25 protein-coding genes and 1 other RNA gene are annotated in these 22,949 nt (G+C 37.1%); 10 read left to right on the forward strand and 16 right to left on the reverse strand.

Features of this window, described 5'->3' with window-relative positions; translation table 11 throughout:
* Window positions 1-97: 97 nt before the first annotated feature.
* On the reverse strand, window positions 98-577 hold the full coding sequence (locus tag KIV10_RS11285; RefSeq protein WP_214113701.1) for an Lrp/AsnC family transcriptional regulator: 480 nt from the start codon (window positions 575-577) through the stop codon (window positions 98-100).
* A gap of 76 nt (window positions 578-653) precedes the next feature.
* Window positions 654-1,769 carry a M14 family zinc carboxypeptidase gene (locus KIV10_RS11290; protein ID WP_214113703.1) on the reverse strand — a complete coding sequence of 372 codons (1,116 nt, stop codon included), beginning with the start codon at window positions 1,767-1,769 and terminating at the stop codon, window positions 654-656.
* A 287-nt stretch (window positions 1,770-2,056) separates the two neighbouring features.
* On the opposite strand from KIV10_RS11290, the gene KIV10_RS11295 reads away from it, so the two are divergent.
* Both KIV10_RS11295 and KIV10_RS11300 read left to right on the forward strand, forming a co-directional pair.
* Window positions 2,057-2,485 carry a helix-turn-helix domain-containing protein gene (locus KIV10_RS11295; protein ID WP_214113705.1) on the forward strand — a complete coding sequence of 143 codons (429 nt, stop codon included), beginning with the start codon at window positions 2,057-2,059 and terminating at the stop codon, window positions 2,483-2,485.
* Between the two features lie 40 nt (window positions 2,486-2,525).
* The gene (locus KIV10_RS11300) at window positions 2,526-2,894 is read left to right on the forward strand and encodes a DNA topoisomerase IV (protein ID WP_214113707.1); all 369 of its coding nucleotides are present in this window, start codon (window positions 2,526-2,528) and stop codon (window positions 2,892-2,894) included.
* On the opposite strand, the gene mscL is transcribed toward KIV10_RS11300, so the two are convergent.
* The 4 genes from mscL to lon form a co-directional block, all read right to left on the reverse strand.
* Window positions 2,891-3,322, reverse strand: a complete 432-nt coding sequence (gene mscL, locus KIV10_RS11305) for a large-conductance mechanosensitive channel protein MscL (protein ID WP_214113709.1) — start codon at window positions 3,320-3,322, stop codon at window positions 2,891-2,893. The genes KIV10_RS11300 and mscL overlap by 4 nt on opposite strands.
* Before the next feature lie 82 nt (window positions 3,323-3,404).
* Complete coding sequence (cmk, locus tag KIV10_RS11310; RefSeq protein ID WP_214113711.1) at window positions 3,405-4,100, reverse strand: (d)CMP kinase; 696 nt, start codon at window positions 4,098-4,100, stop codon at window positions 3,405-3,407.
* On the reverse strand, window positions 4,101-5,120 hold the full coding sequence (porQ, locus tag KIV10_RS11315) for a type IX secretion system protein PorQ (RefSeq protein ID WP_214113713.1): 1,020 nt from the start codon (window positions 5,118-5,120) through the stop codon (window positions 4,101-4,103). It abuts the gene before it with no gap.
* 167 nt (window positions 5,121-5,287) lie between these two features.
* Complete coding sequence (gene lon, locus KIV10_RS11320; RefSeq protein WP_214113715.1) at window positions 5,288-7,738, reverse strand: endopeptidase La; 2,451 nt, start codon at window positions 7,736-7,738, stop codon at window positions 5,288-5,290.
* A gap of 258 nt (window positions 7,739-7,996) precedes the next feature.
* Between lon and KIV10_RS11325 the strand changes: the two genes are divergently transcribed.
* Window positions 7,997-8,719 carry a head GIN domain-containing protein gene (locus KIV10_RS11325; RefSeq protein ID WP_214113723.1) on the forward strand — a complete coding sequence of 241 codons (723 nt, stop codon included), beginning with the start codon at window positions 7,997-7,999 and terminating at the stop codon, window positions 8,717-8,719.
* Between the two features lie 2 nt (window positions 8,720-8,721).
* Here KIV10_RS11325 and KIV10_RS11330 read toward each other — a convergent pair whose 3' ends face one another.
* From KIV10_RS11330 to KIV10_RS11340, 3 genes are all read right to left on the reverse strand, one after another.
* The gene (locus KIV10_RS11330) at window positions 8,722-9,279 is read right to left on the reverse strand and encodes a DUF6252 family protein (RefSeq protein WP_214113725.1); all 558 of its coding nucleotides are present in this window, start codon (window positions 9,277-9,279) and stop codon (window positions 8,722-8,724) included.
* Window positions 9,280-9,327: 48 nt separating this feature from the next.
* Complete coding sequence (locus KIV10_RS11335; RefSeq protein ID WP_214113727.1) at window positions 9,328-10,647, reverse strand: MFS transporter; 1,320 nt, start codon at window positions 10,645-10,647, stop codon at window positions 9,328-9,330.
* Between the two features lie 97 nt (window positions 10,648-10,744).
* Complete coding sequence (locus KIV10_RS11340; RefSeq protein WP_214113729.1) at window positions 10,745-11,560, reverse strand: M48 family metallopeptidase; 816 nt, start codon at window positions 11,558-11,560, stop codon at window positions 10,745-10,747.
* Window positions 11,561-11,761: 201 nt separating this feature from the next.
* On the opposite strand from KIV10_RS11340, the gene KIV10_RS11345 reads away from it, so the two are divergent.
* From KIV10_RS11345 to lpdA, 4 genes are all read left to right on the forward strand, one after another.
* Entirely contained in the window at window positions 11,762-12,292 is a 531-nt protein-coding gene (locus tag KIV10_RS11345; protein ID WP_214113731.1) for a collagen-like protein, read from the forward strand.
* Between the two features lie 4 nt (window positions 12,293-12,296).
* Complete coding sequence (gene msrB / locus KIV10_RS11350; RefSeq protein ID WP_214113733.1) at window positions 12,297-12,782, forward strand: peptide-methionine (R)-S-oxide reductase MsrB; 486 nt, start codon at window positions 12,297-12,299, stop codon at window positions 12,780-12,782.
* Window positions 12,766-13,170 (forward strand): peptide-methionine (R)-S-oxide reductase MsrB, encoded by a 405-nt coding sequence (gene msrB, locus KIV10_RS11355; protein ID WP_214113735.1) that lies wholly within the window; start codon window positions 12,766-12,768, stop codon window positions 13,168-13,170. Before msrB (KIV10_RS11350) ends, msrB (KIV10_RS11355) begins: the two co-directional genes overlap by 17 nt.
* A 208-nt stretch (window positions 13,171-13,378) precedes the next feature.
* Window positions 13,379-14,755, forward strand: a complete 1,377-nt coding sequence (gene lpdA / locus KIV10_RS11360) for a dihydrolipoyl dehydrogenase (protein WP_214113737.1) — start codon at window positions 13,379-13,381, stop codon at window positions 14,753-14,755.
* A gap of 82 nt (window positions 14,756-14,837) precedes the next feature.
* On the opposite strand, the gene aroQ is transcribed toward lpdA, so the two are convergent.
* The 3 genes from aroQ to KIV10_RS11375 form a co-directional block, all read right to left on the reverse strand.
* A complete protein-coding gene (gene aroQ, locus KIV10_RS11365) occupies window positions 14,838-15,269 on the reverse strand; it encodes a type II 3-dehydroquinate dehydratase (protein WP_214113739.1) in 432 nt (143 codons plus the stop codon).
* A gap of 67 nt (window positions 15,270-15,336) precedes the next feature.
* Complete coding sequence (locus KIV10_RS11370; RefSeq protein WP_214113741.1) at window positions 15,337-15,915, reverse strand: porin family protein; 579 nt, start codon at window positions 15,913-15,915, stop codon at window positions 15,337-15,339.
* A 143-nt stretch (window positions 15,916-16,058) separates the two neighbouring features.
* On the reverse strand, window positions 16,059-16,604 hold the full coding sequence (locus tag KIV10_RS11375) for a porin family protein (RefSeq protein WP_214113743.1): 546 nt from the start codon (window positions 16,602-16,604) through the stop codon (window positions 16,059-16,061).
* Between the two features lie 105 nt (window positions 16,605-16,709).
* Here KIV10_RS11375 and xerD point away from each other — a divergent pair, with 105 nt between their 5' ends.
* Both xerD and KIV10_RS11385 read left to right on the forward strand, forming a co-directional pair.
* Entirely contained in the window at window positions 16,710-17,606 is an 897-nt protein-coding gene (gene xerD / locus KIV10_RS11380; protein WP_214113746.1) for a site-specific tyrosine recombinase XerD, read from the forward strand.
* A 120-nt stretch (window positions 17,607-17,726) separates the two neighbouring features.
* Entirely contained in the window at window positions 17,727-18,674 is a 948-nt protein-coding gene (locus tag KIV10_RS11385; RefSeq protein WP_214113747.1) for an aldo/keto reductase, read from the forward strand.
* A 61-nt stretch (window positions 18,675-18,735) separates the two neighbouring features.
* Here the strand turns inward: KIV10_RS11385 and rny are convergent, their stop codons facing one another.
* The 4 genes from rny to KIV10_RS11405 all read right to left on the reverse strand — a co-directional run bounded on the left by rny (window position 18,736) and on the right by KIV10_RS11405 (window position 21,105).
* Complete coding sequence (gene rny / locus KIV10_RS11390; protein ID WP_214113749.1) at window positions 18,736-20,298, reverse strand: ribonuclease Y; 1,563 nt, start codon at window positions 20,296-20,298, stop codon at window positions 18,736-18,738.
* A 55-nt stretch (window positions 20,299-20,353) separates the two neighbouring features.
* Window positions 20,354-20,461, reverse strand: a non-coding RNA gene (ssrS, locus tag KIV10_RS11395) — 6S RNA.
* 53 nt (window positions 20,462-20,514) lie between these two features.
* The gene (locus KIV10_RS11400; protein ID WP_214113751.1) at window positions 20,515-20,805 is read right to left on the reverse strand and encodes a cell division protein ZapA; all 291 of its coding nucleotides are present in this window, start codon (window positions 20,803-20,805) and stop codon (window positions 20,515-20,517) included.
* A 9-nt stretch (window positions 20,806-20,814) separates the two neighbouring features.
* Window positions 20,815-21,105 carry a hypothetical protein gene (locus tag KIV10_RS11405; RefSeq protein WP_214113834.1) on the reverse strand — a complete coding sequence of 97 codons (291 nt, stop codon included), beginning with the start codon at window positions 21,103-21,105 and terminating at the stop codon, window positions 20,815-20,817.
* Window positions 21,106-21,253: 148 nt separating this feature from the next.
* On the opposite strand from KIV10_RS11405, the gene KIV10_RS11410 reads away from it, so the two are divergent.
* Window positions 21,254-22,945 (forward strand): M23 family metallopeptidase, encoded by a 1,692-nt coding sequence (locus KIV10_RS11410; RefSeq protein ID WP_214113753.1) that lies wholly within the window; start codon window positions 21,254-21,256, stop codon window positions 22,943-22,945.
* Window positions 22,946-22,949 lie beyond the last annotated feature (4 nt).

Below are 22,949 nucleotides of genomic sequence, written 5' to 3' on the forward strand. Positions count from 1 at the left end.
ATTTATGCTTTTGAGAAATTTTCTTTTTCTGATGAAATTAAAGATAAAAAAAACCTTTGCCGCAAAACAAAGGTTTTTCTCAAATAAATGATAAAATTTAGATCTCGTTGAAGATGGAATGAAGCAGTCGCTTTTTGTCATTAATGCTTTCTTCCATGGAAATCATCGTTTCGGTACGGCTAACACCTTCAATATCATCTATTTTATAAATTATTTCCTTTGCGTGAGATGTATCCTTTGCGCGAATTTTACAGAAAATATTGAATTTGCCCGTGGTAACACTCGCAACAGTAACATAAGGAATGTCGCTTATTCTTTCAAGAACAAATTGTGTTTGTGAAGTTTTGAAGATGAATATTCCAACGTATGCTATAAAGGAATATCCTAATTTCTCATAATCTACTTGAAGTGATGAACCGGTAATAATTCCAGCTTCTTCCATTTTTTTTACGCGAACATGAACCGTCCCGGCTGAGATTTCGAGTTTCTTTGCAATATCCGTGAAAGGCGTACGGGTATTGTCGATAAGCATATCTAATATTTTATGGTCAGTATCGTCTAATTTAAATTTGGGCATATGTTTTATTTTTTTTGCAAAAATAATGGAATAATCAAGATATGAAACATATTTGTTGAAAATAAATTGCCTTTCCCTAAATTTTACTGACAATATCTATTAAATTTTCACTATTATTTAACAATTTTTTAAAATCACTTATTTCTAAATCCTTGGCATCCTTTTCTCTATGACCGAACAAATGGTTCAAATTTCCAATCTCATCAACCTTTGGAATAAATTGAATTGTTCCATCTTTTAAAATTTCTGAATATTGTATTGCTAAATCTATATTAGACTGACCTTCTTCATAAGCTATGTTTCTTATTATAATATCCCGATAATTTTTTTGATTTTCGGGAATTTTAAAATACGCCGAATAGTCAATTTGCTTGTGATCCCCTACAATTTCGAACAAGGCGAGCAATGAATAAAATAAATATTCTCGTGACTTTTCCCTGGAATAATCTTGATCGTGATGCCCTGCTTCAAACAGTATTGTTGGCACATTCATTTTCTGAAATGAATCGCCCGTGCAATTTTCATTGTACCCGTCATCAAACCTTCCTATTTTTCCGGGAATAACTTTCTGTAAGAAACGATTCATTTTTACAATGTGTTTCATTGCCTTTTTACGCGATTCAGTTATAGATCGCTGCCCATCCGAAGCCGGAGATAGAAAAGAAATAGCCGCAGGCTCACCATTTTCGAAACCAAATATTGAACGTTGATCGTGCATATTTAAGCACAAATCGGGTTTCAAATTGTCAAAAATTTGTCGCAGGCATTGACTTTCCTTTTGACTCAAATTTTTTGCATCTCTATTTAAATCTACATTGTTGGCATTTTCGCGTGTAAATACAGCGGCACCGTCTGGATTGAGCATAGGAATGATGTGAACTGTATACCCATTCAAAAAAGTTTCAATTTCAGATTGCAAAAATTCCCTCTGATTGATAAATTTCAAAAAATCAAAAAGCGCCTTCGTAGTTGTTGATTCATTGCCGTGCATTTGCGACCACGCCAAAACATTTTTTTTACCATTTCCAATTGTAATCATTGGAATTACTTTCCCCATTTCAGAAGAACCAATAGTGGAGATTTTTGACTTTTCGGAATAAATTTTAAAAAGAGGAAGTATGTGTTCCGAAGAAATATACCGACCCTTTAGCTGGGTCTCCATGCTGTTATAAAACCAAGATGTTAATTCCATAAAATACGATTGTTTACAAAGTTAAACATTCGTTAGTTTACAAATGTAAACGATTAGTGGTAGCTTATTTGTTGTTTGAAGTAAACAAAAAATGACGAACTAAAGACAATTATTTTATTAATATTATTTATTTTAAAAAACGACTATAAATTATTGTAAATTAATTTTTTATATAATATTATATAAAGTTGTATTTAAATATATTTTATTGGTATTTTAAACATATTGCTAGACTTTAAAATAAATTTTACATTTGTAAACTGAAATTTATATTTAAAAATGTTACAATGGTAAACAGTGAGGATTTCGCAAAAAGACTGGAAAAAATTCTTGAGTTTTATACTCTTTCTGCAACTCAATTTGCGTACGAGATGAACTTCAACCGGTCCACAATTTCACATTTGCTTTCGGGCAGAAATAAACCCAGCTTGGAATTTGTAATGAATCTTTTGAAGAAATTTCCAGAGGTAAATCTTTATTGGCTAATGGATGGAAAAGGTACCTTCCCTTCCAGTAAAGTTTCTGAAAGTAAAATTGTTGAAGCAAAACCTGAAAAAACGGAAAGCCCAAAAAATAAGAATCGGGAGCCTGACCTGTTTTCAGAAATTTCTGCTAAAAATCATAATGAGTTTTCACCTCTTAGGAATTCGGATGATTCAATTGAGCGAATTGTAATTTTCTATAAAAATGGTTCTTTTAAATCCTACCAAAATTGAGCGTCTGGTTTTTTTTTCTGAAATTCGCCAAAAATAGTTTATGCGTTTTTCCCTAATCATACTCCTGCTATTTGTTTATGGTTGTTACGAACCAAAAAGGGATTGCAAGGATTTTAAAACGGGTATATTTGAATTTGAGGCGCTCTCCGGTACCGAAGTGCTGAAAACACGAATAGTGCGCAATGACACCACAGAAATCGATTATTTTCAGGGAAAGAGCGACACGTCTTCAATTAGATGGATAAATGATTGCGAATATGTCGTGCAGAAATTAAATCCCAAAAATATGGCTGAGAAAAAGGCCATCCACATGAAGATATTAACTACCGATAAAAACAAATATACTTTTGAATTTAAGGAAGTTGGCAAAACAAAGACCCGAAAAGCAACTGCGCGAAAAGTAGATTAGGATTTTTTGGATTTCAAATACGAATTCTGCTCCTCCATTAATCTTTCAATATTCGATAAAAGCTGAATATCCTTAGGCGTATCTACGGTTTTGTCATTTGGATCCTCAGATTTTCTTTTAAATCTGTTTATAAATTTCACAACTAGAAAAATGGTAAATGAAATTATAAGAAAATCCAGCATTACCTCAAAAAGTTCACCATAACCTACTGCAACCTCAGCATTGCCCGCAGAAGCTTCACGAAGAATATACTTTCGGTCTGAAAAGTTTACGCCATCCGTTAAAAGTGAAAGCGGGGGCAATACAACTTTTTTGACGATGGCACTGATAACATCGTTAAAGGCAGTACCTATTACGATACCCACTGCCATATCGATCATATTTCCCTTAACCGCAAAGTTTTTAAATTCCTGAAAAAATGAAGCCATGATTTTAGTTGAAATAATTTTTAATGAATTCGCAAAGATTCAGAAAATTGGGGGAGTATTCAAAAAAGATTTTAGAACGAAATCAAATTCTGCCGGCTATCCTGTCCTTTGCAAGCTGAAGTACGGTGTGGAACTGGTCATCCAAATTCATTTCAGAATTATCAACTTCAATGGCATCTTGTGCCTTTACGAGCGGAGAATCGCTGCGCGTGGTATCAATGTGGTCGCGTGCTTCAATGTTTTTTAAAACATCATCAAACTGAACCTCCTCACCTCGCGAATACAATTCCAAGAATCTTCTTTGCGCCCGCTGCCGGGATGAAGCATTCATAAAAATTTTCAATTCAGCATCCGGAAATACTACTGTGCCAATGTCCCTGCCGTCCATTACCACGCCTTTTGCGGCACCCATCATTTTTTGCTGCGCTACCAATTTTACGCGGACTTCGTGCACTGCGGCAATAGGACTCACAAATTCCGAAACGTGCATGGTACGGATATCCTTTTCAACGTTTTTGCCGTTCAAATAAATGTCGGCCCGTTCCAATGGATTTTTTTTTCTGAATTCCAAATGTATTTCAGGTAAGGATTTCAGCAATTTTTCTTCATCGAAATAATTTTCAGAAATAATATTATTCTCAAGCGCAAAAAGTGTAACCGCTCGATACATTGCACCGCTATCTACATAAACGTATCCCAGGGAATCCGCAAGTTGTTTGGCAACGGTGCTTTTTCCGGTAGATGAATATCCGTCTATCGCAATGGTAATTTTTTTCATTTACTGTAGATCTATATTGAGACCAAAATAGCTGGAGGCCGCGGCAGTGCTGAATTTTGCGTAGCTATAACTCAATCTTAGTTTATTCAATTTTATGGCAAAACCGGCACTTAGTCCGGCAAAAGCGCGCCTTTCTTCAATGCGCAACTCTTCCCCTCTTCTCAAATTATAACCCAAATGAATATTAAATCCACTTTCGGGAAATAATTCAACTCCCACGATCATATGCCGAAATGCGTTATCTATAAAATTAATGTTTTCTTCCGTAGTTTCTCCTTCCAAATTTGTTTCTTCACGATTAGGGTTAGAATATGCAATATTCCAGCGCTGCATATTTTCCAAAGTGAAATGCCAGCGGATGGGAATGTTTTTCACCGTTTGGGAAATTCCGAAGATAAGTTCAAATGGAAGTGGTTCCAGTTCAATATCATACGGCGTCAATTGTGTTCCCAAATTTCTGGCTACCCCAGTGATATTTAGATCCCAATCTTCATAAACATACATAATCGCAATATCAACGGCCACCCCAAAAGATGAATACTGTTCCAACTTTGAAGAAATAAATTTTAAATTTCCGCCAACGTGAAAATCCGTAAACGGTATATTTCGCGCGTGTCCCACGGAGACTGCCACATCTCCCCCACTGAAATTACTAGTAGGATTTCCTGCTTCATCGTAACCATCAAATTGACCGTAATTTACATAGGTAATTCCTGCATGGATTACTTGCGTTCTCCTATCCCAGAGATAGGCGTAGGCTGCCGTTCCATAATTTATATCGCCTATATAATTTGTATAGTTTAAAGAAAGTTGGTTATCCATCTCTGGATTGATGCTGGCTGGATTGAATATTGCCTGTGTGGGATCGTAATCGTAGTTGGTCACTACTTTTCCGCCCAAGGCCGCCATTCGTGGATTGTTTATAAGATTTAAGAATTGGTAAGTAGATCTACCCCCAATTTGTGCAGTAACAACTGTAGATACAATCAAAAAGAAAAAAAAGCAAACCTTTTGGGCCATAGAGGTGTGTTACCGTAACTGAAATTTAAAACGAATGCAATGATAATTTATTTTTGCAAAGGAAAGAAATGATTGTTCATGAAATAAAATTATAATCTGATTAAAACAAAATCAGGCCTCGGTAAGAAATGTAACCGAGACCTGAAATCTATTTGAAATGAAATTTCCTATAATTTCTTCGCGTTCTTGACTTTTTCTTTCGTGAGTGCCAAATTTAGTACCTCGCTCATATCCTTCACATAGTGAAAGGTCAATCCTTTCAAATATTCCTGCTTTATTTCAGCGATGTCACGCTTATTTTCTTCACTTAGAAGGATGTCGGTGATGCGAGCTCTTTTTGCCGCTAGGATTTTTTCTTTAATTCCTCCCACGGGCAACACTTTTCCGCGAAGTGTAATTTCTCCGGTCATCGCGATGCTTTTCTTTACCTTTCGCTGAGTAAAAAGTGAAACCAAAGATGTAAGCATTGTAATCCCAGCGCTGGGACCGTCCTTTGGGGTTGCACCTTCTGGAACGTGGATATGCACATTGTATTTCTCAAAAATATCTGCGGAAACACCCAATTCCTTAGCGTGGGATTTAATGTATTCCAAAGCAATGGTTGCAGATTCTTTCATCACTTTTCCAAGGTTTCCGGTCATATTCAAATTTCCTTTTCCCTGCGAAAGCGCAGATTCAATAAAAAGGATGTCACCGCCCACGGAAGTCCATGCAAGACCTGTCACTACTCCGGCTACATCATTATTTTCATATTTTCCGCGTTCCATTTTTGGAGGGCCGAGTATTTCGACAATAGCTTCGTTTGTAATCTTCACTTCGTACTCTTCATCCATTGCAATTTTCATGGCTGCATAACGAACCATTTTGGCTATTTGCTTCTCGAGCGAACGTACACCACTCTCCCGGGTATAGCCTTCTACAATTTTTTCAAGCTGTGGCTTCGCAATTTTTATATGTGAGCTATCCAGACCGTGCTCCTCCAATTGTTTTGGAAGCAAATGGCGCTTTGCAATCTCTACTTTTTCTTCAATTGTATAACCGGTAACATTGATAATCTCCATCCTGTCGCGCAATGCAGGCTGTATGGTGCTCAAACTATTTGAAGTAGCAATGAACATCACCTTTGAAAGATCGTAGCCCAGTTCCAAGAAATTATCATAAAACGAATTATTCTGTTCTGGGTCGAGCACTTCAAGCATAGCCGAAGATGGATCCCCTTGATTACTAACTGAAATTTTATCAATCTCATCCAAAACAAATACAGGGTTACTCGTACCGGCTTTTTTCAAGCTTTGGATAATTCTACCGGGCATTGCGCCAATGTAAGTTTTTCTGTGGCCACGAATTTCTGCTTCATCTCGTAATCCGCCTAAAGACATTCGCACATATTTTCTTCCAAGCGCCTCGGCAATTGATTTACCCAAGGATGTTTTACCAACTCCCGGAGGGCCGTAAAGACAAAGAATTGGCGATTTCATATCATTCCGAAGCTTCAAAACGGCAAGATATTCTATGATGCGTTTTTTTACATCATCTAGGCCATAATGGTCACGGTCCAAAATTTTTCTTGCCCGCTTTAAATCAAATTTATCTTTACTGAATTTTTCCCAGGGAAGTTCGAGAATAAGATCCAAATAATTGCGCTGAATACTGTATTCAGCCACTTGTGGATTCATTCGCTGCAACTTTCCAAGCTCTTTATCGAAATGTTTTTGAACATCCTTACTCCATTTTTTTTCCTTGGAACGTTGACGCATTTCCTCAATTTCCTCCTCCGTGGAAGAACCGCCAAGTTCTTCCTGTATGGTCTTCATTTGCTGATGAAGAAAATATTCGCGCTGCTGCTGGCTTATATCATTTTGCACCTTACTTTGAATATCGTTTCGCAGGGATAATTTTTGCATTTCAATATTCATATACCGTAGCGTTTCCAGCGCGCGATCTTTCAAATCATTAATTTCCAGCAACGTCTGCTTTTCTTCAACAGAAATACTCAAATTTGAAGAAACGAAGTTGACCAAAAAACTTGAACTTTCAATATTCTTTATCGCGAAAGCGGCTTCCGAAGGAATGTTTGGACTATCTTTTATTATTTCCAAAGATTTTTCCTTAATAGATTCGATGATAGCCTTGAATTCCTCATTCTCTTTTGCCGGCCTCGCCTCCGCTACTTCGCGAATGGTTGCCGTGATGTAAGGTGAAGTTTTAATTACTTCAGCTACTTCAAATCGTTTTTTACCTTGAATAATTACCGTGGTGTTGCCATCTGGCATTTTCAAAACGCGCAAAATCTGGGCAACGGTCCCAATAGTATTTATATCATCAATACCCGGTTCTTCTTCGTTTTCATCAATTTGCGAAACAACCCCAATTACCTTACTTCCCTTGTAAGTTTCATTGATAAGTTTGATGGATTTATCCCTTCCGGCGGTAATGGGGATTACCACTCCAGGAAATAAAACAGTATTTCGCAAAGGTAAAATGGGCAAGGTGTCTGGAAGATTTTCTTTATGCATTGCATCTTCATCCTCCGCAGACATTAAAGGTATAAAGTCTGCATCTTCACTTAAATTTTGCAATGACAATTTGTCTAATGATGTTAATTTTGTATTAGCCATATATTATTCTAGGACATTGTGTCACATAATTTATTTACACAATGTATTTGTTTTCAACAGTTTGTATTTTTAATACTGAAATTACAAAACATTCAGGTTTCTAAAATTCATTTATTTCAAAGGTTATGCCACCTTAAAATGCGACAATTTTTAATTTCAATTTTTTAGAAAAAACTTCAAAAGTGTAACGCAATCTTAAAAATAGTGTCTTTACAATACCAACTTCAAAATGCATAACCCAAATTAAATTATTTATATATGAAAAATCTTTTAAAAGTTTTTGTGTTCATCCAAATTCTAATTTTTAATACGAACGCTATTGCCCAAAAAAATGTAGAAGGAAATGAAAAAATGATATCCAAAATTTTCACAACCGAAACATATAATTCAATTGAAATAATAGGATCAATGGAAATTGTCTTGATAAAAGACCAGATAGGAAAGATTAATGTTACCGCCGAATCCAAAATCATTGACTTTTTATCTATAGAATCAATAGATGAAAATTTAAAAATTACGTTTCAAAATAATATTTCACTTAAAAATGTGAAGAATGTTAGAATTGAAGTTCCCTATGAAAAATTATCTAAAATTTCATTGGTCGGTTCGGGAAGTATTGCCGGCACTGAAACAATCCAAAGTAAAAATTTGGAAATAAATCTTCAAGGCTCAGGCTCCATAGATTTAGTTATAGAAACAGAATCTACAGATGCCAAGTTGAACGGCTCAGGAACGATGGATTTGGAAGGAAATTCAACCAATCTAGACATTAAAACAACCGGAAGTGGCAGCTACAATGGAAAAAAATTAATTACTGACAATACGGACGTCTTCGTTTCTGGCTCGGGAGCAGCCCAAGTGTATGCAAAGCAGAGATTAAAGGCGAGAGTGCAAGGTTCTGGTTCTATCACCTACAGCGGAAACCCAATGTTTAAGGATATTAAGGTTTTGGGGTCTGGGAAAATAAATCGAAATTTATAAGATTATATTATAGGTAAGGAAAACTCTCCATTTGTGACATTCACTCCTTCGTATATATTTTCACCATTTTCATCAATCATTGGCTCCCCATTTTCATCTAATTTAATCCGGAAGGCATCATAGCTAAATGTTCCAGAAACAGTTTTTGAAATCGTATCAAGAAGTGATAAATTTATTTGACCTGATCCCCCATAACTTGCTAATGTTGCAAATGGAATAGATCCAAAAATTTCATCTTTATAACTTGCTGAATTACGATTATCTTCATCTGTAGCAAGATCAAATTCTCCTAAAGAAGGATTTGAAATTGAAATTGATATTAATTGTCCGTTTGGTTTTCCACCGAGCAATATGATTTGATTATTTGAATTGAAATTTGCATTTCCCATGTTGGTGAAAAAATCCTCTCCATCTATTTTTGCCTTAATAAAAGTGCTCTCAACATTGGTATTTGGATCCTCTTGTGGAAAATCCCCTTCTAAAGGTTCGTTTTCACAAGAAATAAATTGGAATGCCAAAAAACCAAGAAGCAATGCATGTAAAAAATAGATTTTTTTCATAAATATGTAATTTCCTTTCTAATAACCGCAAACATAAGTAAAAATTGTTTAACTGATTTTTTTTCTTGGCACTCTTAGCAATAAAACTACGCCCATTACAAAAAATACAACAAGAAAAAGAATTGAATTCCGCATACTTCCCGTGCTTTGGTCTATGAGCCCATAGATAAGCATTCCTATTACAATTCCTATCTTTTCTGAAACATCATAAAAACTGAAATATGAAGTAGTATCTTTTGTTTGTGGCAAAAATTTAGAATATGTTGAACGTGAAAGTGATTGAATGCCCCCCATAACCAAACCTACCACGGCTGCCGTACCGTAAAACTGAAGTGGAGTTTCTATGAAATATGCCACTACGCAAATAATTACCCAGATACAATTAATAAAAATAAGGACAGGAATATTTCCTATTTTTTCTGAAGCTCGGGAAGTTAATATTGCCCCAACAACTGCAACCAATTGAATTATCAAAATACTCATAATCAGCCCAATTGTCTTACCTTCGTCACCGTCCCAAGAAATCTCTTGTTCTCCAAAGTATGTGGCTACGAGCATCACAGTCTGTACTGCCATACTATAAACAAAAAATGCAATCAAATATCTTTTTAATTGTCTATTTTCTGAAAGCGAATTATATACACCGCGCAACTCCCGGAAACCATTTAAAATTACCTTTCCCGTTACTTTTTTTCCAGTTTTGTTTCCCTTCGGAAGATAATAGAATGAATATTGACTAAAAGCAATCCACCAGACGCCCACTGAAATAAAAGACCATTTCATTGCCTCAAGACTTGCCGCGCCACCCTCTCCAAAACCAAAATACTGAGGGAACATTACCATTCCCAGATTGAAAAGAAGCAAAATAACACTTCCTATATATCCCAAAGAATAGCCTTTGGCACTAATTTTATCCTGTTGCTCCGGAAAAGCAACGTCTGGCAGATAGGAATTGTAAAAAACCAAACTCCCCCAAAATCCTATCAGCCCAAAAAAATAAAACAGAAGACTTATATATATACGCTCTAGGCTGAAAAAATAAAGACCCATACACGATATTGCTCCCAAATAGCAAAAGAATTTCATGAAATTTTTCTTGTTTCCCACATAATCCGCAATACCGGAAAGTAGTGGCGATATAAATGAAACTAAAAGAAATGCGGCCGCTGTTGTAAAAGTGATCAAAGGCGTACTGCGCATATTTCTTCCAAAAATGGAAATAGTTTCCACATTTGAAGCATTGAATAATGCTTGGTAAAATATGGGGAAAATAGCCGATGCAATGACCAAACTATATACTGAATTCGCCCAATCATAAAACGCCCAAGCATTTAGCAGTTTTTTACTTCCTTTGGTTAGGTTTTCCATTCGTGTAGAAATTCGATATAATTTTCTGTTCACTAAACTAATAAAAAAATCCCGCTATAGCGGGATTTCTTAATTATGTAACCTTTATTTAAAGATATTATTTTTTAAATGAAGTAACTCCAAATTTAGCAGCTTCGGCTTTTGCTTCGGGTGCCCAGGCCTGTATGTTTTGAATTCTCGTTCCACTGGAGGGGTGGGTACTCAAAAATTCCGCCGGAGCTCCCTGCTCCTGCGCTTGCATTCGTTTCCATAATTCTGCAGCGGCCATAGGATCGTATCCTGCAATGGCCATAAGCGTCAAACCAATTTTATCGGCTTCCGTTTCATTGCTTCTACTAAACGGCAACATAACGCCAATATTGGTCCCAACGCCATAAGCCTGATTGAAAATCTGGCCATATTGCGAACTTGCCGTTGCCACGTTCAATCCCGCGGCGCCAATCTCCTGCAATGTGGTTGCGCTCATACGTTGTTGCCCATGATTTGCCAAGGCGTGCGCAACTTCATGGCCCATGACGGCAGCTAGTCCAGCCTCATCTTTTGTGATGGGAAGTATTCCCGTGTAGATTACAATTTTTCCGCCCGGCATGCACCACGCATTTACCTCTGGGCTATCAACTAGATTATATTCCCAACGGTAATCCGTCAAATAACCAGAATATCCATTCGCATTTAAATATCTTTCGGAAGCCGCGGCGATTTTTTGCCCCACGCTTTTTACCATATTAGCGTTGGAAGTACCTGTAACTACTTTGTTTTCACTTAAAAATTGTTCGTATTGCTGAAAAGCCATCGGTAATATTTGGGAATTTGGCACGAGTGCGAGTGTCTGTTTACCTGTAAAGGGGTTTGTGTTGCACGCTATTGCGAAAATTGCTACAGCGAAGATGGAAGTTGCTAATTTTAGTTTCATAGTTATTGATTGTTTATTTGTTAAAATTACAGATATAATGATAGCTTACTATTAAAATTATTTTAAAACTTCAAAAGGGAATTTTCGCACAAACTTTAATCTTTCATTAATAATGAAGCCCACATATACCAATTAAATTTACGGCACAAAAGTTGAAACCACTTTCGAAAAACAATCTTTACACAATATAAAACTAGAATTATGAAACACTTACTTTTATTCTTAGCCCTTTCCTCCACTATTTTTTTCACTTCCTGCGAAGGCGATCCGGGACCTCCGGGTGAACCAGGTGGATTGATTTTCGCTCAGGTTTTTGAAGTAAATGCTAATTTTAATTATGAAGATTATCCTAGCAACACCTATTTTAGTCCAATCTATACATTTCCATTTGAAGTTTTCGAAAGTGATGTTGTATTGACATATCGCCTATCTGGTCAAGATAATACCATAAACCCTCCGGCGGATATCTGGACACAATTACCACAAAGTGTTTTTTATCAAGATGGAACTGGAGATATTTTTCAATATAATTTTAACAATACATTTCGAGACTTACAATTTACTATCGAAGGTAATTTTGATTTAACAAATATCGATCCTTCAGATTTAAATAATCAAATCTTTCGAATTGCAGTAGTACCGGCAGAGTTCGCAGCTACTAATCCCACGATTGAACAAATTTTGGAACGAGGGCAAATAGATACTTCTGAAATTGAACGAATCCAAAAATAATATTATGAAATACATACTAATCATGCTTTTAGGTTGCATCCTTTTCAGTTGCAATTCATCCGCGCAACAGAAGAAAAAGGAGGAATTCAAAATAAATAAAACAGATGCCGAATGGAAGGCGGAACTAACTCCTGAAGAATACAACGTACTGCGAAAGGAAGGTACAGAGATGGCCTTTAGCAGCGATCTCAACGACAACAAGAAAAAAGGAACATATGTATGCGCTGCGTGCGGAACTCCTGTTTTTGAAAGTGAGCATAAATTTGATAGCGGTACGGGGTGGCCAAGTTTTGATCGCGCCGTGGAAGGAAATGTTGCATACTCATCAGATAACAAATTGGGCTATACTAGAACCGAGGAACATTGCGCAACTTGCGGCGGACACTTGGGTCACGTTTTTAACGATGGGCCTAAAGAGACTACAGGAAAAAGACACTGCATAAACGGCGTTGCACTAAATTTTATTCCTGAAAATGAGCAATCCAAATAAATATCCCGTCTCAAAATCGGAATCTGAATGGCGCGAGGAATTGGGCGAGAAACGTTTCCATATTCTTCGTGAAAAAGGAACAGAATTTCCGCGCAGTGGACAATACAACCTTCACTTTGAAGACGGAACGTACGTATGCGGTGCTTGCCACACCCCACTTTTTGAAAGCAATAACAAATTTAAAAGCAATTGCGGCTGGCCTTCCTTCGATGATGCAATTGATGGCGCTATTGAATATGTGCAGGATAAAACCCACGGAATGATCCGTACAGAAATTTTATGCGCAAACTGCGGAAGCCATTTGGGCCACGTTTTTGAAGATGGTCCTACGCAAACCGGCCAGCGTTATTGTGTGAATTCACTTTCAATGGATTTTAAAAAGAAATAAAACTTCAGTCAAAAAAATTTAAAGCACCGAATTCCAGTGTACCGTTTTGGAATTCGGTGCTTTTTGATTTTTATCATTTTGCATTTTGAATTATTTGAATTTTGGTCCCGATAACTATCGGGATTGTTATTTGTCCTGATAGCTATCGGGATTTCTTTTTGTATTTCGTAAATTCGTGGCTTCAATAAAAATTCAGAATAAATAGATAATGAGCAAATACGATGTAATAGTTTTAGGAAGCGGACCGGGCGGTTATGTAACCGCAATTAGAGCTTCGCAATTAGGTTTTAAAACTGCAATTGTTGAAAAAGAAAACCTTGGCGGCGTCTGCTTAAATTGGGGCTGTATTCCCACAAAAGCATTATTAAAAAGCGCACAGGTTTTTGATTACTTGAAGCACGCGGACAGTTATGGCCTTACGGTGAAGGATTTTGATAAGGATTTTGGAAAGGTTGTGGATCGCAGCCGTGGTGTCGCTGACGGAATGAGTAAAGGAGTTCAGTTCTTGATGAAAAAAAACAAAATTGAAGTTATTAATGGCTTCGGAAAACTGAAACCCGGAAAAAAAGTTGAAGTTGATGGAAATGAAATTTCCGCAGACCATATCATTATTGCAACGGGAGCACGCTCCCGAGAATTGCCAAACCTTAAGCAGGATGGAAAAAAAGTGATTGGTTACCGTGAAGCAATGACATTAAAAAAGCAGCCTAAAAGTATGATTGTTGTAGGCAGCGGCGCCATTGGTGTTGAGTTTGCTCATTTTTATAATGCAATGGGAACCGACGTTACCATCGTAGAATTTTTACCAAATCTTGTACCCTTGGAAGATGAGGATGTGTCAAAACAATTTGAACGGTCTTTCAAAAAAGCGGGTATTAAAGTTATGACAAGTTCTTCTGTTGAAAAATTGGATACTTCCGGAAAACTTGTGAAAGCAACCGTAAAAACTTCAAAAGGTGAAGAAATCTTGGAAGCCGAAATCGTACTTTCCGCAGTGGGAATCGCTTCAAATATTGAAAACATTGGCTTGGAAGATGTAGGTATTGTTACTGATAAAGGTAAAATTATGGTGAATGACTGGTACCAAACCAACATTCCCGGCTACTATGCTATTGGAGACGTAGTGCCCGGTCCTGCCCTCGCCCACGTTGCTTCAGCTGAAGGAATTACGTGTGTTGAAAAAATTGCCGGACTGCATGTTGAAGCAATTGATTATGGAAACATACCGGGTTGTACATACGCTTCGCCGGAAATCGCGAGTGTGGGTATGACTGAAAAACAGGCAAAAGATGCCGGCTATGAATTGAAGGTTGGTAAATTTCCTTTCAGTGCGAGTGGAAAAGCGAGCGCCGCAGGTGAAAAAGATGGTTTTGTAAAAGTGATTTTTGATGCGAAATACGGCGAATGGCTGGGTTGCCATATGATAGGTGCCGGGGTAACCGATATGATTGCGGAAGCTGTTTTAGGTAGAAAACTTGAAACCACGGGTCACGAAGTTCTTAAAGCCATACATCCACACCCAACGATGAGCGAAGCCGTAATGGAGGCAGTTGCTGATGCGTATGGAGAGGTGATACATTTGTAGCGATAAGAGATATAAAAAAACCGCATTATATGCGGTTTTTTTTAAGTCTTGTTTCTTGACTCTTGGATCTTTTCGCTCTTCACTAATTCCTCTTCGCTATGTATAAAAAGCTCTGCAAAGCCAATTCATAGCTCTGTAATCCAAATCCAACAATAACACCTTTCGCATTTGGCGATATATAGCTTTTGTGCCTATAATCCTCACGTGAAAAAGTATTGGAAATATGTACTTCCACTACTGGAGTTGTAATTGCTTTTACTGCATCAGCAATTCCAATGGATGTATGGGTATAGGCTGCGGCATTCAAGATAATGCCATCATAATTGTAACCTACTTCCTGAATTTTATCAATCAATTCGCCTTCAATATTTGATTGAAAATAGGATATTTCTTGATTGGCAAATTTCTTCTTTAATTTTTCAAAAAAATCATTGAAAGTTTCATCGCCGTAAATATCATTTTCCCGTTTCCCGAGAAGGTTCAGGTTTGGTCCATTTATAATTATAAATTTCATTTTGTAAAGATATGAAATAAAAAAAGCGGAAGATTTCTCTTCCGCTTTTTAAATAATCATATTCTTTTTAATTGAAAAAATACCCAACCGATAAACTTAATACAGAATTTTTTGCATCAGGTTGAAATCCCTCAATTTCTTCAAAAACATTTGTTACGCCTATTACATAACGAGCTTGGAAAAACAAATTCATAGGAAAGATATACTGCGCACCAATACCCACTCCAAAATCAATGGTCTGTGCGTCTTCAATATCTTCAGTATCACCATCAAATTCTGCATCTGCTGAGATATTAAATCCAAATTGGGGACCACCTTGAAGACTGAATCCATCAGCTAATGTGATATCCGCTAAAACTGGTATATTGATGTATCCTAAACGTATTTGACCATCTTCACCCGGTAAATTAAATTTGTAACCTTGGCTTGAAAATACTAATTCAGGTTGGATAGAAAACATTTCAGAAATACCAATTCGTGCTACGCCACCCACGTGAATACCAGCGCGACCATTAGTGTCATCAACGTCATCACCATTTACATTTGCAAAATTAACCCCGGCTTTCGCCCCAAAGCGAACTTCCTGCGCTTGTACGGCCATGGTCGAGAATCCAACAAACGCTGCAATAAGTAATAATTTTTTCATAATTAAATTGTTTTTAAATGTTAGTAATTAAATCGAAGATAAAAAAAAACGTTTAAACTGAGAACATTTCTTTTTTATTCAACCATTTTTATAAAAAAAACCACGGAGAAATTGGTGGCTTTTTAAAGAAGTATCTATGTTTTTTATAAAAAAGAATATCCAAGAGCAATGGACACAACGCTGTTTTTGCTATCACTCCCCTCCACTACTTTGGTAAGTCCAAAATTATAACGGGCATCCACGCGAATCCCGAATGGAAAATCATATCCCGCACCAACTATACCAGAAACATCGGTTTTTTCTGCTTCAATAGACTCTTCAATATCCCCAACGACAGTTGATATATTATCATCTACAATAAATCCAAACTGTGGCCCCGCCTGAATATTCAATCCTTGAACCAAATAATATTTTAATACCACAGGAACGTTTACATACGTTAAATCGAAATCGCCGGCATCAAATTCCGCTCCTTGTTGGGAGTAAAGCAAATCTGCTTGTATGCCCAGATTATCGGTAAATTTAATTCCGCCAAAAATACCTGCTTGGAAACCTGTTCTATTTGAAAGATCGTCCGCATCTGAAATACTGGCGAAGTTTACCCCGGCCTTAATACCGAAATCAATTTCCTGTGCAAATACGTTTGATCCCATAAACACGGTCAATGCCGCTAAAATAAATTTTTTCATAAGTAAAAGTTTTTTGTTTTGATTACGCAAAGATAATGTTGTGATCGTGGGCAATTATGCATTTAGTTTTTTGTTAACTTTTAAAATTTACAGTAATATCGTTATATGGATTGGAAACAAGCACTTAAGGATTATGAGAATTTTTTGCGGCTGGAACGTGGACTTTCAAATAACACCATTATAAATTATGCGCTGGATGTAAAAAAATTGGAAAGCTGGTTGGAAGCCAATTCCATTGATGTCAACCCTATAAATATTTCTGAGGAAACGCTTCAACAATTTATATATGACATTGCGAAACAGGTAAATCCCCGGTCACAAAGCCGCATAATTTCGGGGCTCAAAGGATTTTTTTCCTATCTTATTTTTGAGGATTACAGAAAAACAAATCCGCTGGAATTGATTGAATCTCCTAATCTTGGCCGAAAGCTTCCGGATACGCTATCGCTGGAAGAAATAAATCTTCTTATAAATTCAATAGATCTCTCAAAACCGCAGGGTGAAAGAAACCGTGCCATTTTAGAAACTTTATACGGCTGTGGCCTTAGGGTTTCGGAACTGGTCAATTTAAAAATATCAGATTTATTTTTCGAAGAAGGTTTTATAAAAGTAACGGGTAAAGGCGATAAACAGCGGCTTGTTCCTATTGGTGCCGTTACCGAGAAGTTTATCTCCATTTATAGAAATGAAATTCGTGTTCACCAACAAATACACCCACTCGCGAAGGATACTCTTTTTTTAAACCGTAGGGGAAAAGCGCTAACACGAGCCATGATATTCACTATAATTAAAAGATTGACAGAAACTGCCGGCATTCATAAAAATATAAGCCCACATACATTTAGACATTCCTTTGCAACGCATTTATTGGAAAATGGTGCTGATTTAAGGGCCATTCAGCAAATGTTAGGTCACGAGAGTATAACGACCACTGAAATTTACACGCACGTGGACAGACGCCATTTAACAGAAGTCATAAATAAATTCCACCCTCGAAAGTAGGATTCTGAAAATTGAAATAAGACTCCAATTCCATTCAGGTTAAAAAAACGCTAAAGTAGCGTCATCACTTTAGTGCCGGCAGTATTGTTTGTAATTTCAATACCAAACAAAACAAAAAACATGAAAACATTAAAATTCAGTAACAACGATTCTATGCACGCCATAGGTCTGGGAACTTGGAAATCTACGGGAAATGCAGTAAAAAAAGCGGTGAAAGATGCCCTTGAGGCTGGTTATCGCCACATTGATACTGCCGCAGCCTATGGAAATGAGAAATTGATAGGGGAAGCTTTAAAAGAAGTTTTTGATGAAGGGAAAATTCTTCGGGAAGATGTATTTATTACGTCAAAACTTTGGAATGACAGCCATGCCGAAGGTCAAGTTAGGCCCGCCTTGGAAGATTCGCTTAAAAAATTACAACTTGATTATTTGGATTTATATCTTATCCACTGGCCGGTGGCGTTCAAAAATGGAGTCGATTTTCCAAAAAAACCTGATGACTATTTAACCCCTCAGGAAGCTCCCATAATAGATACGTGGAAACAAATGGAAAAAGCCAAGACTGATGGTTTGACTAGACACATTGGAGTTTCAAATTTTAGCATTAAGAAATTGAAGGACTTGATATCAAAGGCATCCATAAAACCAGAAATGAACCAAGTTGAACTGCATCCATTTTTACAACAACAGGAACTTTTAAATTTTTGCAAAGGTGAAAATATTTTGGTCACGGGATATTCCCCGTTGGGTTCGGGCGATCGTGCAGATTCCATGAAAGGAGAATCTGAGCCAAGTTTACTTGAAAATGAAACGCTTCAGCAATTAGCTCGCTCGCAAAATGCATCTGTTGCTCAGGTTTTGATCGCATGGCAAAACCACCGGGATTGCGCTACGCTTCCAAAATCAACAACAAAAGATCATATAAAATCAAATTTTCAAGCTGCCAGTTTGGAATTATCTGAAAAGGATATGGAAAAAATCGAAAAGCTGGATAAGCATTTTCGCTATGTTACAGGGAAATTTTTTGAGGAACCTTCAAAAGGGTATGAAAATATTTATGATGAATAATAATCTTTAGGAATTAATAGAAATAAAAAAAAACCGCTTGAAAAAGCGGTTTTTTTTAGTCTTATTTGGCAATATTTACTGCCCGGGTTTCCCTTATTACGGTGACCTTTACCTGCCCCGGATAAGTCATATCTGTTTGGATTTTTTGTGAAATTTCAAATGAAAGCTGCGCTGCCTTCTCATCGCTCACCTTTTCACTTTCTACCATAACCCGTAATTCTCTTCCGGCCTGAATTGCATATGCTTTATTCACACCTCCAAAACCAAAGGCAATATCTTCCAAATCCTTCAGACGCTGAATGTAACTATCCAATACTTGACGTCTGGCACCAGGTCTAGCACCGCTAATGGCATCACAAACCTGCACAATTGGCGACAATAACCCGGTCATTTCAATTTCGTCGTGGTGTGCCCCTATTGCGTTACAAACTTCGGGTTTCTCTCCGTATTTTTCTGCCCACTGCATTCCTAAAAGGGCGTGCGGCATTTCAGTTTCGGTTTCAGGAACTTTCCCAATATCGTGCAGCAATCCTGCTCTTTTTGCAAGTTTGGCATTTAAGCCAAGTTCAGCCGCCATCACGCCACAAAGCCTTGCAACTTCGCGTGAATGATGCAATAAATTTTGACCGTAAGAGGAACGATATTTCATTCTACCCACAGCTTTAATAAGCTCTGGATGAAGCCCGTGAATTCCAAGATCAATAACGGTCCTCTTACCTACTTCTATGATTTCCTCTTCAATTTGCTTGGTTGTTTTTTGAACAACTTCTTCTATTCTGGCTGGGTGGATGCGACCATCGGTTACCAATTTATGAAGCGATAAACGTGCAATTTCCCTTCGTACCGAATCAAAACAAGAAAGTATGATTGCTTCCGGGGTATCGTCAACAATAATTTCTACTCCCGTTGCCGCTTCGATGGCACGAATATTTCTACCCTCGCGACCTATTATTCTACCTTTTACATCATCGCTTTCAAGATTAAATACCGAAACGCAATTTTCAATCGCCTCTTCCGTACCAATACGTTGAATAGCGTTTATAATAATCTTTTTGGCTTCCTGCTGAGCTGTCATTTTGGCTTCTTCCATAGAAGACTGCACATAAGCCATTGCCTGCGTTTTTGCTTCCTCTTTAAGGCTTTCCATCAACTGGGATTTGGCATCTTCGGCAGAAAGGCTGCTAATAACTTCTAATTGCTCGATTTGGCTGCGGTGAAGTTTTTCTACTTCGTTTTGCCTTTTATCGAGCAAAGAAAGGCGCTCGTTGTAATCCGTTTGCTTCTCCTCAAGTTCGGCGCTCAATTTTTTGTTTTTTGAAAGTTCGCTGGAAACTTGAGATTCTTTATCACGAGTTCTTTTCTCGGCTTCAGAAATCTTTTTGTCACGACTTAAAATTACTTTTTCGTGCTCTGCTTTAAGTTCCAAAAACTTTTCCTTCGCTTGAAGTATCTTATCTTTTTTTATGGCTTCCGCCTCAGACTTTGCTTCCTTTAAAATATTTGAGGCGCTCTTTTTAGCGTTTTTTATAAGCTGGGAAGCATTGTTGCGTTCCAACATTTTTGCTATTAAAAATCCTAACGCCAATCCTACAATTACGGCTATTACGGGTATAACTACATCCATTATTTCATTGAGTTTATATATAAAAAAAGCCTACATTAATATAGTGATTTTGAATAAACTCCTTAAAAACAAGTTTAGGGTTAACAAGCTGGTCAAGTATCCGCTCAAAGACGGCTCGCTTTTACAACTTAAACTCACCCTTTTTAAAGAATTCCTGTTGAGTTTACCAAAAATAAGTATTAATGTAGGCAGTAACCTTTTTTAATGTAAAGAACGTTATGATAGTTGTTCCTGCAAAAGTGTGTCCAAAGCGCTTAGCCTCTTTTCCACCTCCGTACTATCATTAGATTTATCTATTTCCTTTTGCTCTACTTGGGCCGCAAACTGTAATGCGCACATTGCCAGTACATCCTGCTTATCCCTTACGGCATAATTTTGTTCAAACTTTTTAATCATTTCCTCTATCTTTTTTGTGGCAAGCCTCAAACCCTCTTCCTGTGCGGGGTTGATAGTTAGCGGGTAGACTCTGTCCGCAATAGATAGTTTAATTTTTAAAGGTTCGGCCATTATTATAATTTATCCAGAAAGTTGTGCTATGCACTGGTCTATTTCCCGAATAAGAGCATTTATCTTGAGTTTAGTCTCTCTTTTGTGTTGGTCGCTGCCGAGCATTGAATTTGCCGTTTTTAACGAGCTGCATTTTTCGGTCCACACCTCAATTTCTTTTTGAAATTGATTTTGTTGAAATTTCAGGATAGCTATTTCTTCTTCCAATTCCAAATTAGCCCTTTTCAATTTCTCATGCCTGTTGAGCAGTTTGCTAATTCTATTTTCAAGAGAATCAACTATTTCTGAAAGATTGCTCATAAAAACTTGCTTCAATACTTCTTGCACAAAGTTAACATACACTTATTAATAAGCAAACTGTTTTGTATTATTTTTTGTATTATTAGGGTCAATTACAATAAATTTGTTTCTCCCCCCTTTATTACTAGCACGTTATTATTTTTGCACCATGACAAAATATATTTTACCATTTCTATTATTCGCAACTGCCGTACAATCGCAAAGTGAAATTCCTAAAGATTATTTTGCAAATCCGCTGGACATCGAGCTTATACTTGCGGGAAATTTTGGGGAAATGCGGGCCAATCATTTTCACAGCGGAATAGACATTAAGACCGAACAGCGCGAAGGCCTACCGGTTTATGCACCCGCAGATGGTTATGTAAGCCGCATTAATGTACAACATTATGGTTACGGAAAGGCTCTTTACATTTTGCACCCAAATGGATACACTACAGTTTATGGGCATTTAAGAAGTTTTGCCGGGGAAATTGAGAAATATGTGAAAGATACGCAATACGCAAAGGAAACATTTGAAATTGAACTATTTCCAGATGCAAGTTTGCTACCCGTAAAAAAAGGTGATTTAATTGCCTACACTGGAAACACGGGCGGCAGCGGCGGCCCCCATTTACACTATGAAATACGCGATGGAGCGCAAAGACCAATGAATCCGTTACTTTTCGGCGTGTCCATTCCAGATACGCAGATACCAATTGTGACCAATTTATTTGTGTATCCTATTGATGAAGACTCACAAGTGAACCAAAACCAAAATAGACAGAAACTTAGATTAATAAAACAAAAAGACGGGAGCTATAAAACGGAAAGCGTAAAAGCTTTCGGCAAACTGGGTTTCGGTATAACCACGTATGATCAACAGGATGGCGCTTCAAATAAAAATGGTTCTTACAGAATAAAAACGGTTTATAACGGAACGGAAAAATTTGAGGTGCTCTTCAATAAATTTTCGTTCGATGAAACCCGATATTTGAATAGATATACGGATTATGAATATTACGAGACCAATAAAAGTATGATCCAAAAACTTTTTAGGGAAAAAAATAATCCATTGAGCATCATTACAAATGAAGATGACAATGGTTATATAATTGCTGAAGATGGAAGACAATCAGTTTATACTATTGATGTTTCTGATTTCAGCGGAAACAAAATCGTGATTACCGTACCAATTGAAGGAAAAAAACTCGAAATTCTTGAACCGAAAATCAGGAAAACATCAGATGATTTTATTTATTCAGATCAAGCTACTTCAATTACCAAAGGAAAATTCAGCATTTACATTCCCGCAAACGCACTTTATGAGGATACATATTTGAACATTGATGCCAATGGCGATGTGCTCAATTTTCATGAGGATATTGTTCCCATCCACCAAAATATTTCGATAACAGCAGATATTTCAGATTATAAAGATGTTGATAGGGATAAACTTTACATTGGCAGGCTTAATTATAAAGGAGTTCCGTATTACAATTCCACGAGCCGCAATGGCGACAAACTTACTGGCAAGACCAGAACTTTTGGAAAATTTACGGTGGCCGCTGATACTACGCCACCCGTGATAAAGCCAGTAAATTTTTCTGATGGCAAATGGATGAGCAATAAGAATTTTCTGGAAGTAAAAATTACCGATGATTTAAGTGGCATAAGTTCTTACAGGGCAACCATCAATGGAAAATTCATTTTGATGGAATATAATTACAAAAACGACGTTTTAACCTATAATTTTAACGATAACGTAATTCTGGAAAGCGAGAACAATTTGAAAGTAATCGTTGTAGATAATGTAGGAAATAGTGCTACATTTGAAGCAAAATTTTTCAGAAAAAATTCCTAACCAT

Origin of the sequence: Aequorivita echinoideorum (assembly GCF_018476645.1) — a bacterium.
GTDB classification, from domain to species: Bacteria; Bacteroidota; Bacteroidia; order Flavobacteriales; family Flavobacteriaceae; genus Aequorivita; species Aequorivita echinoideorum.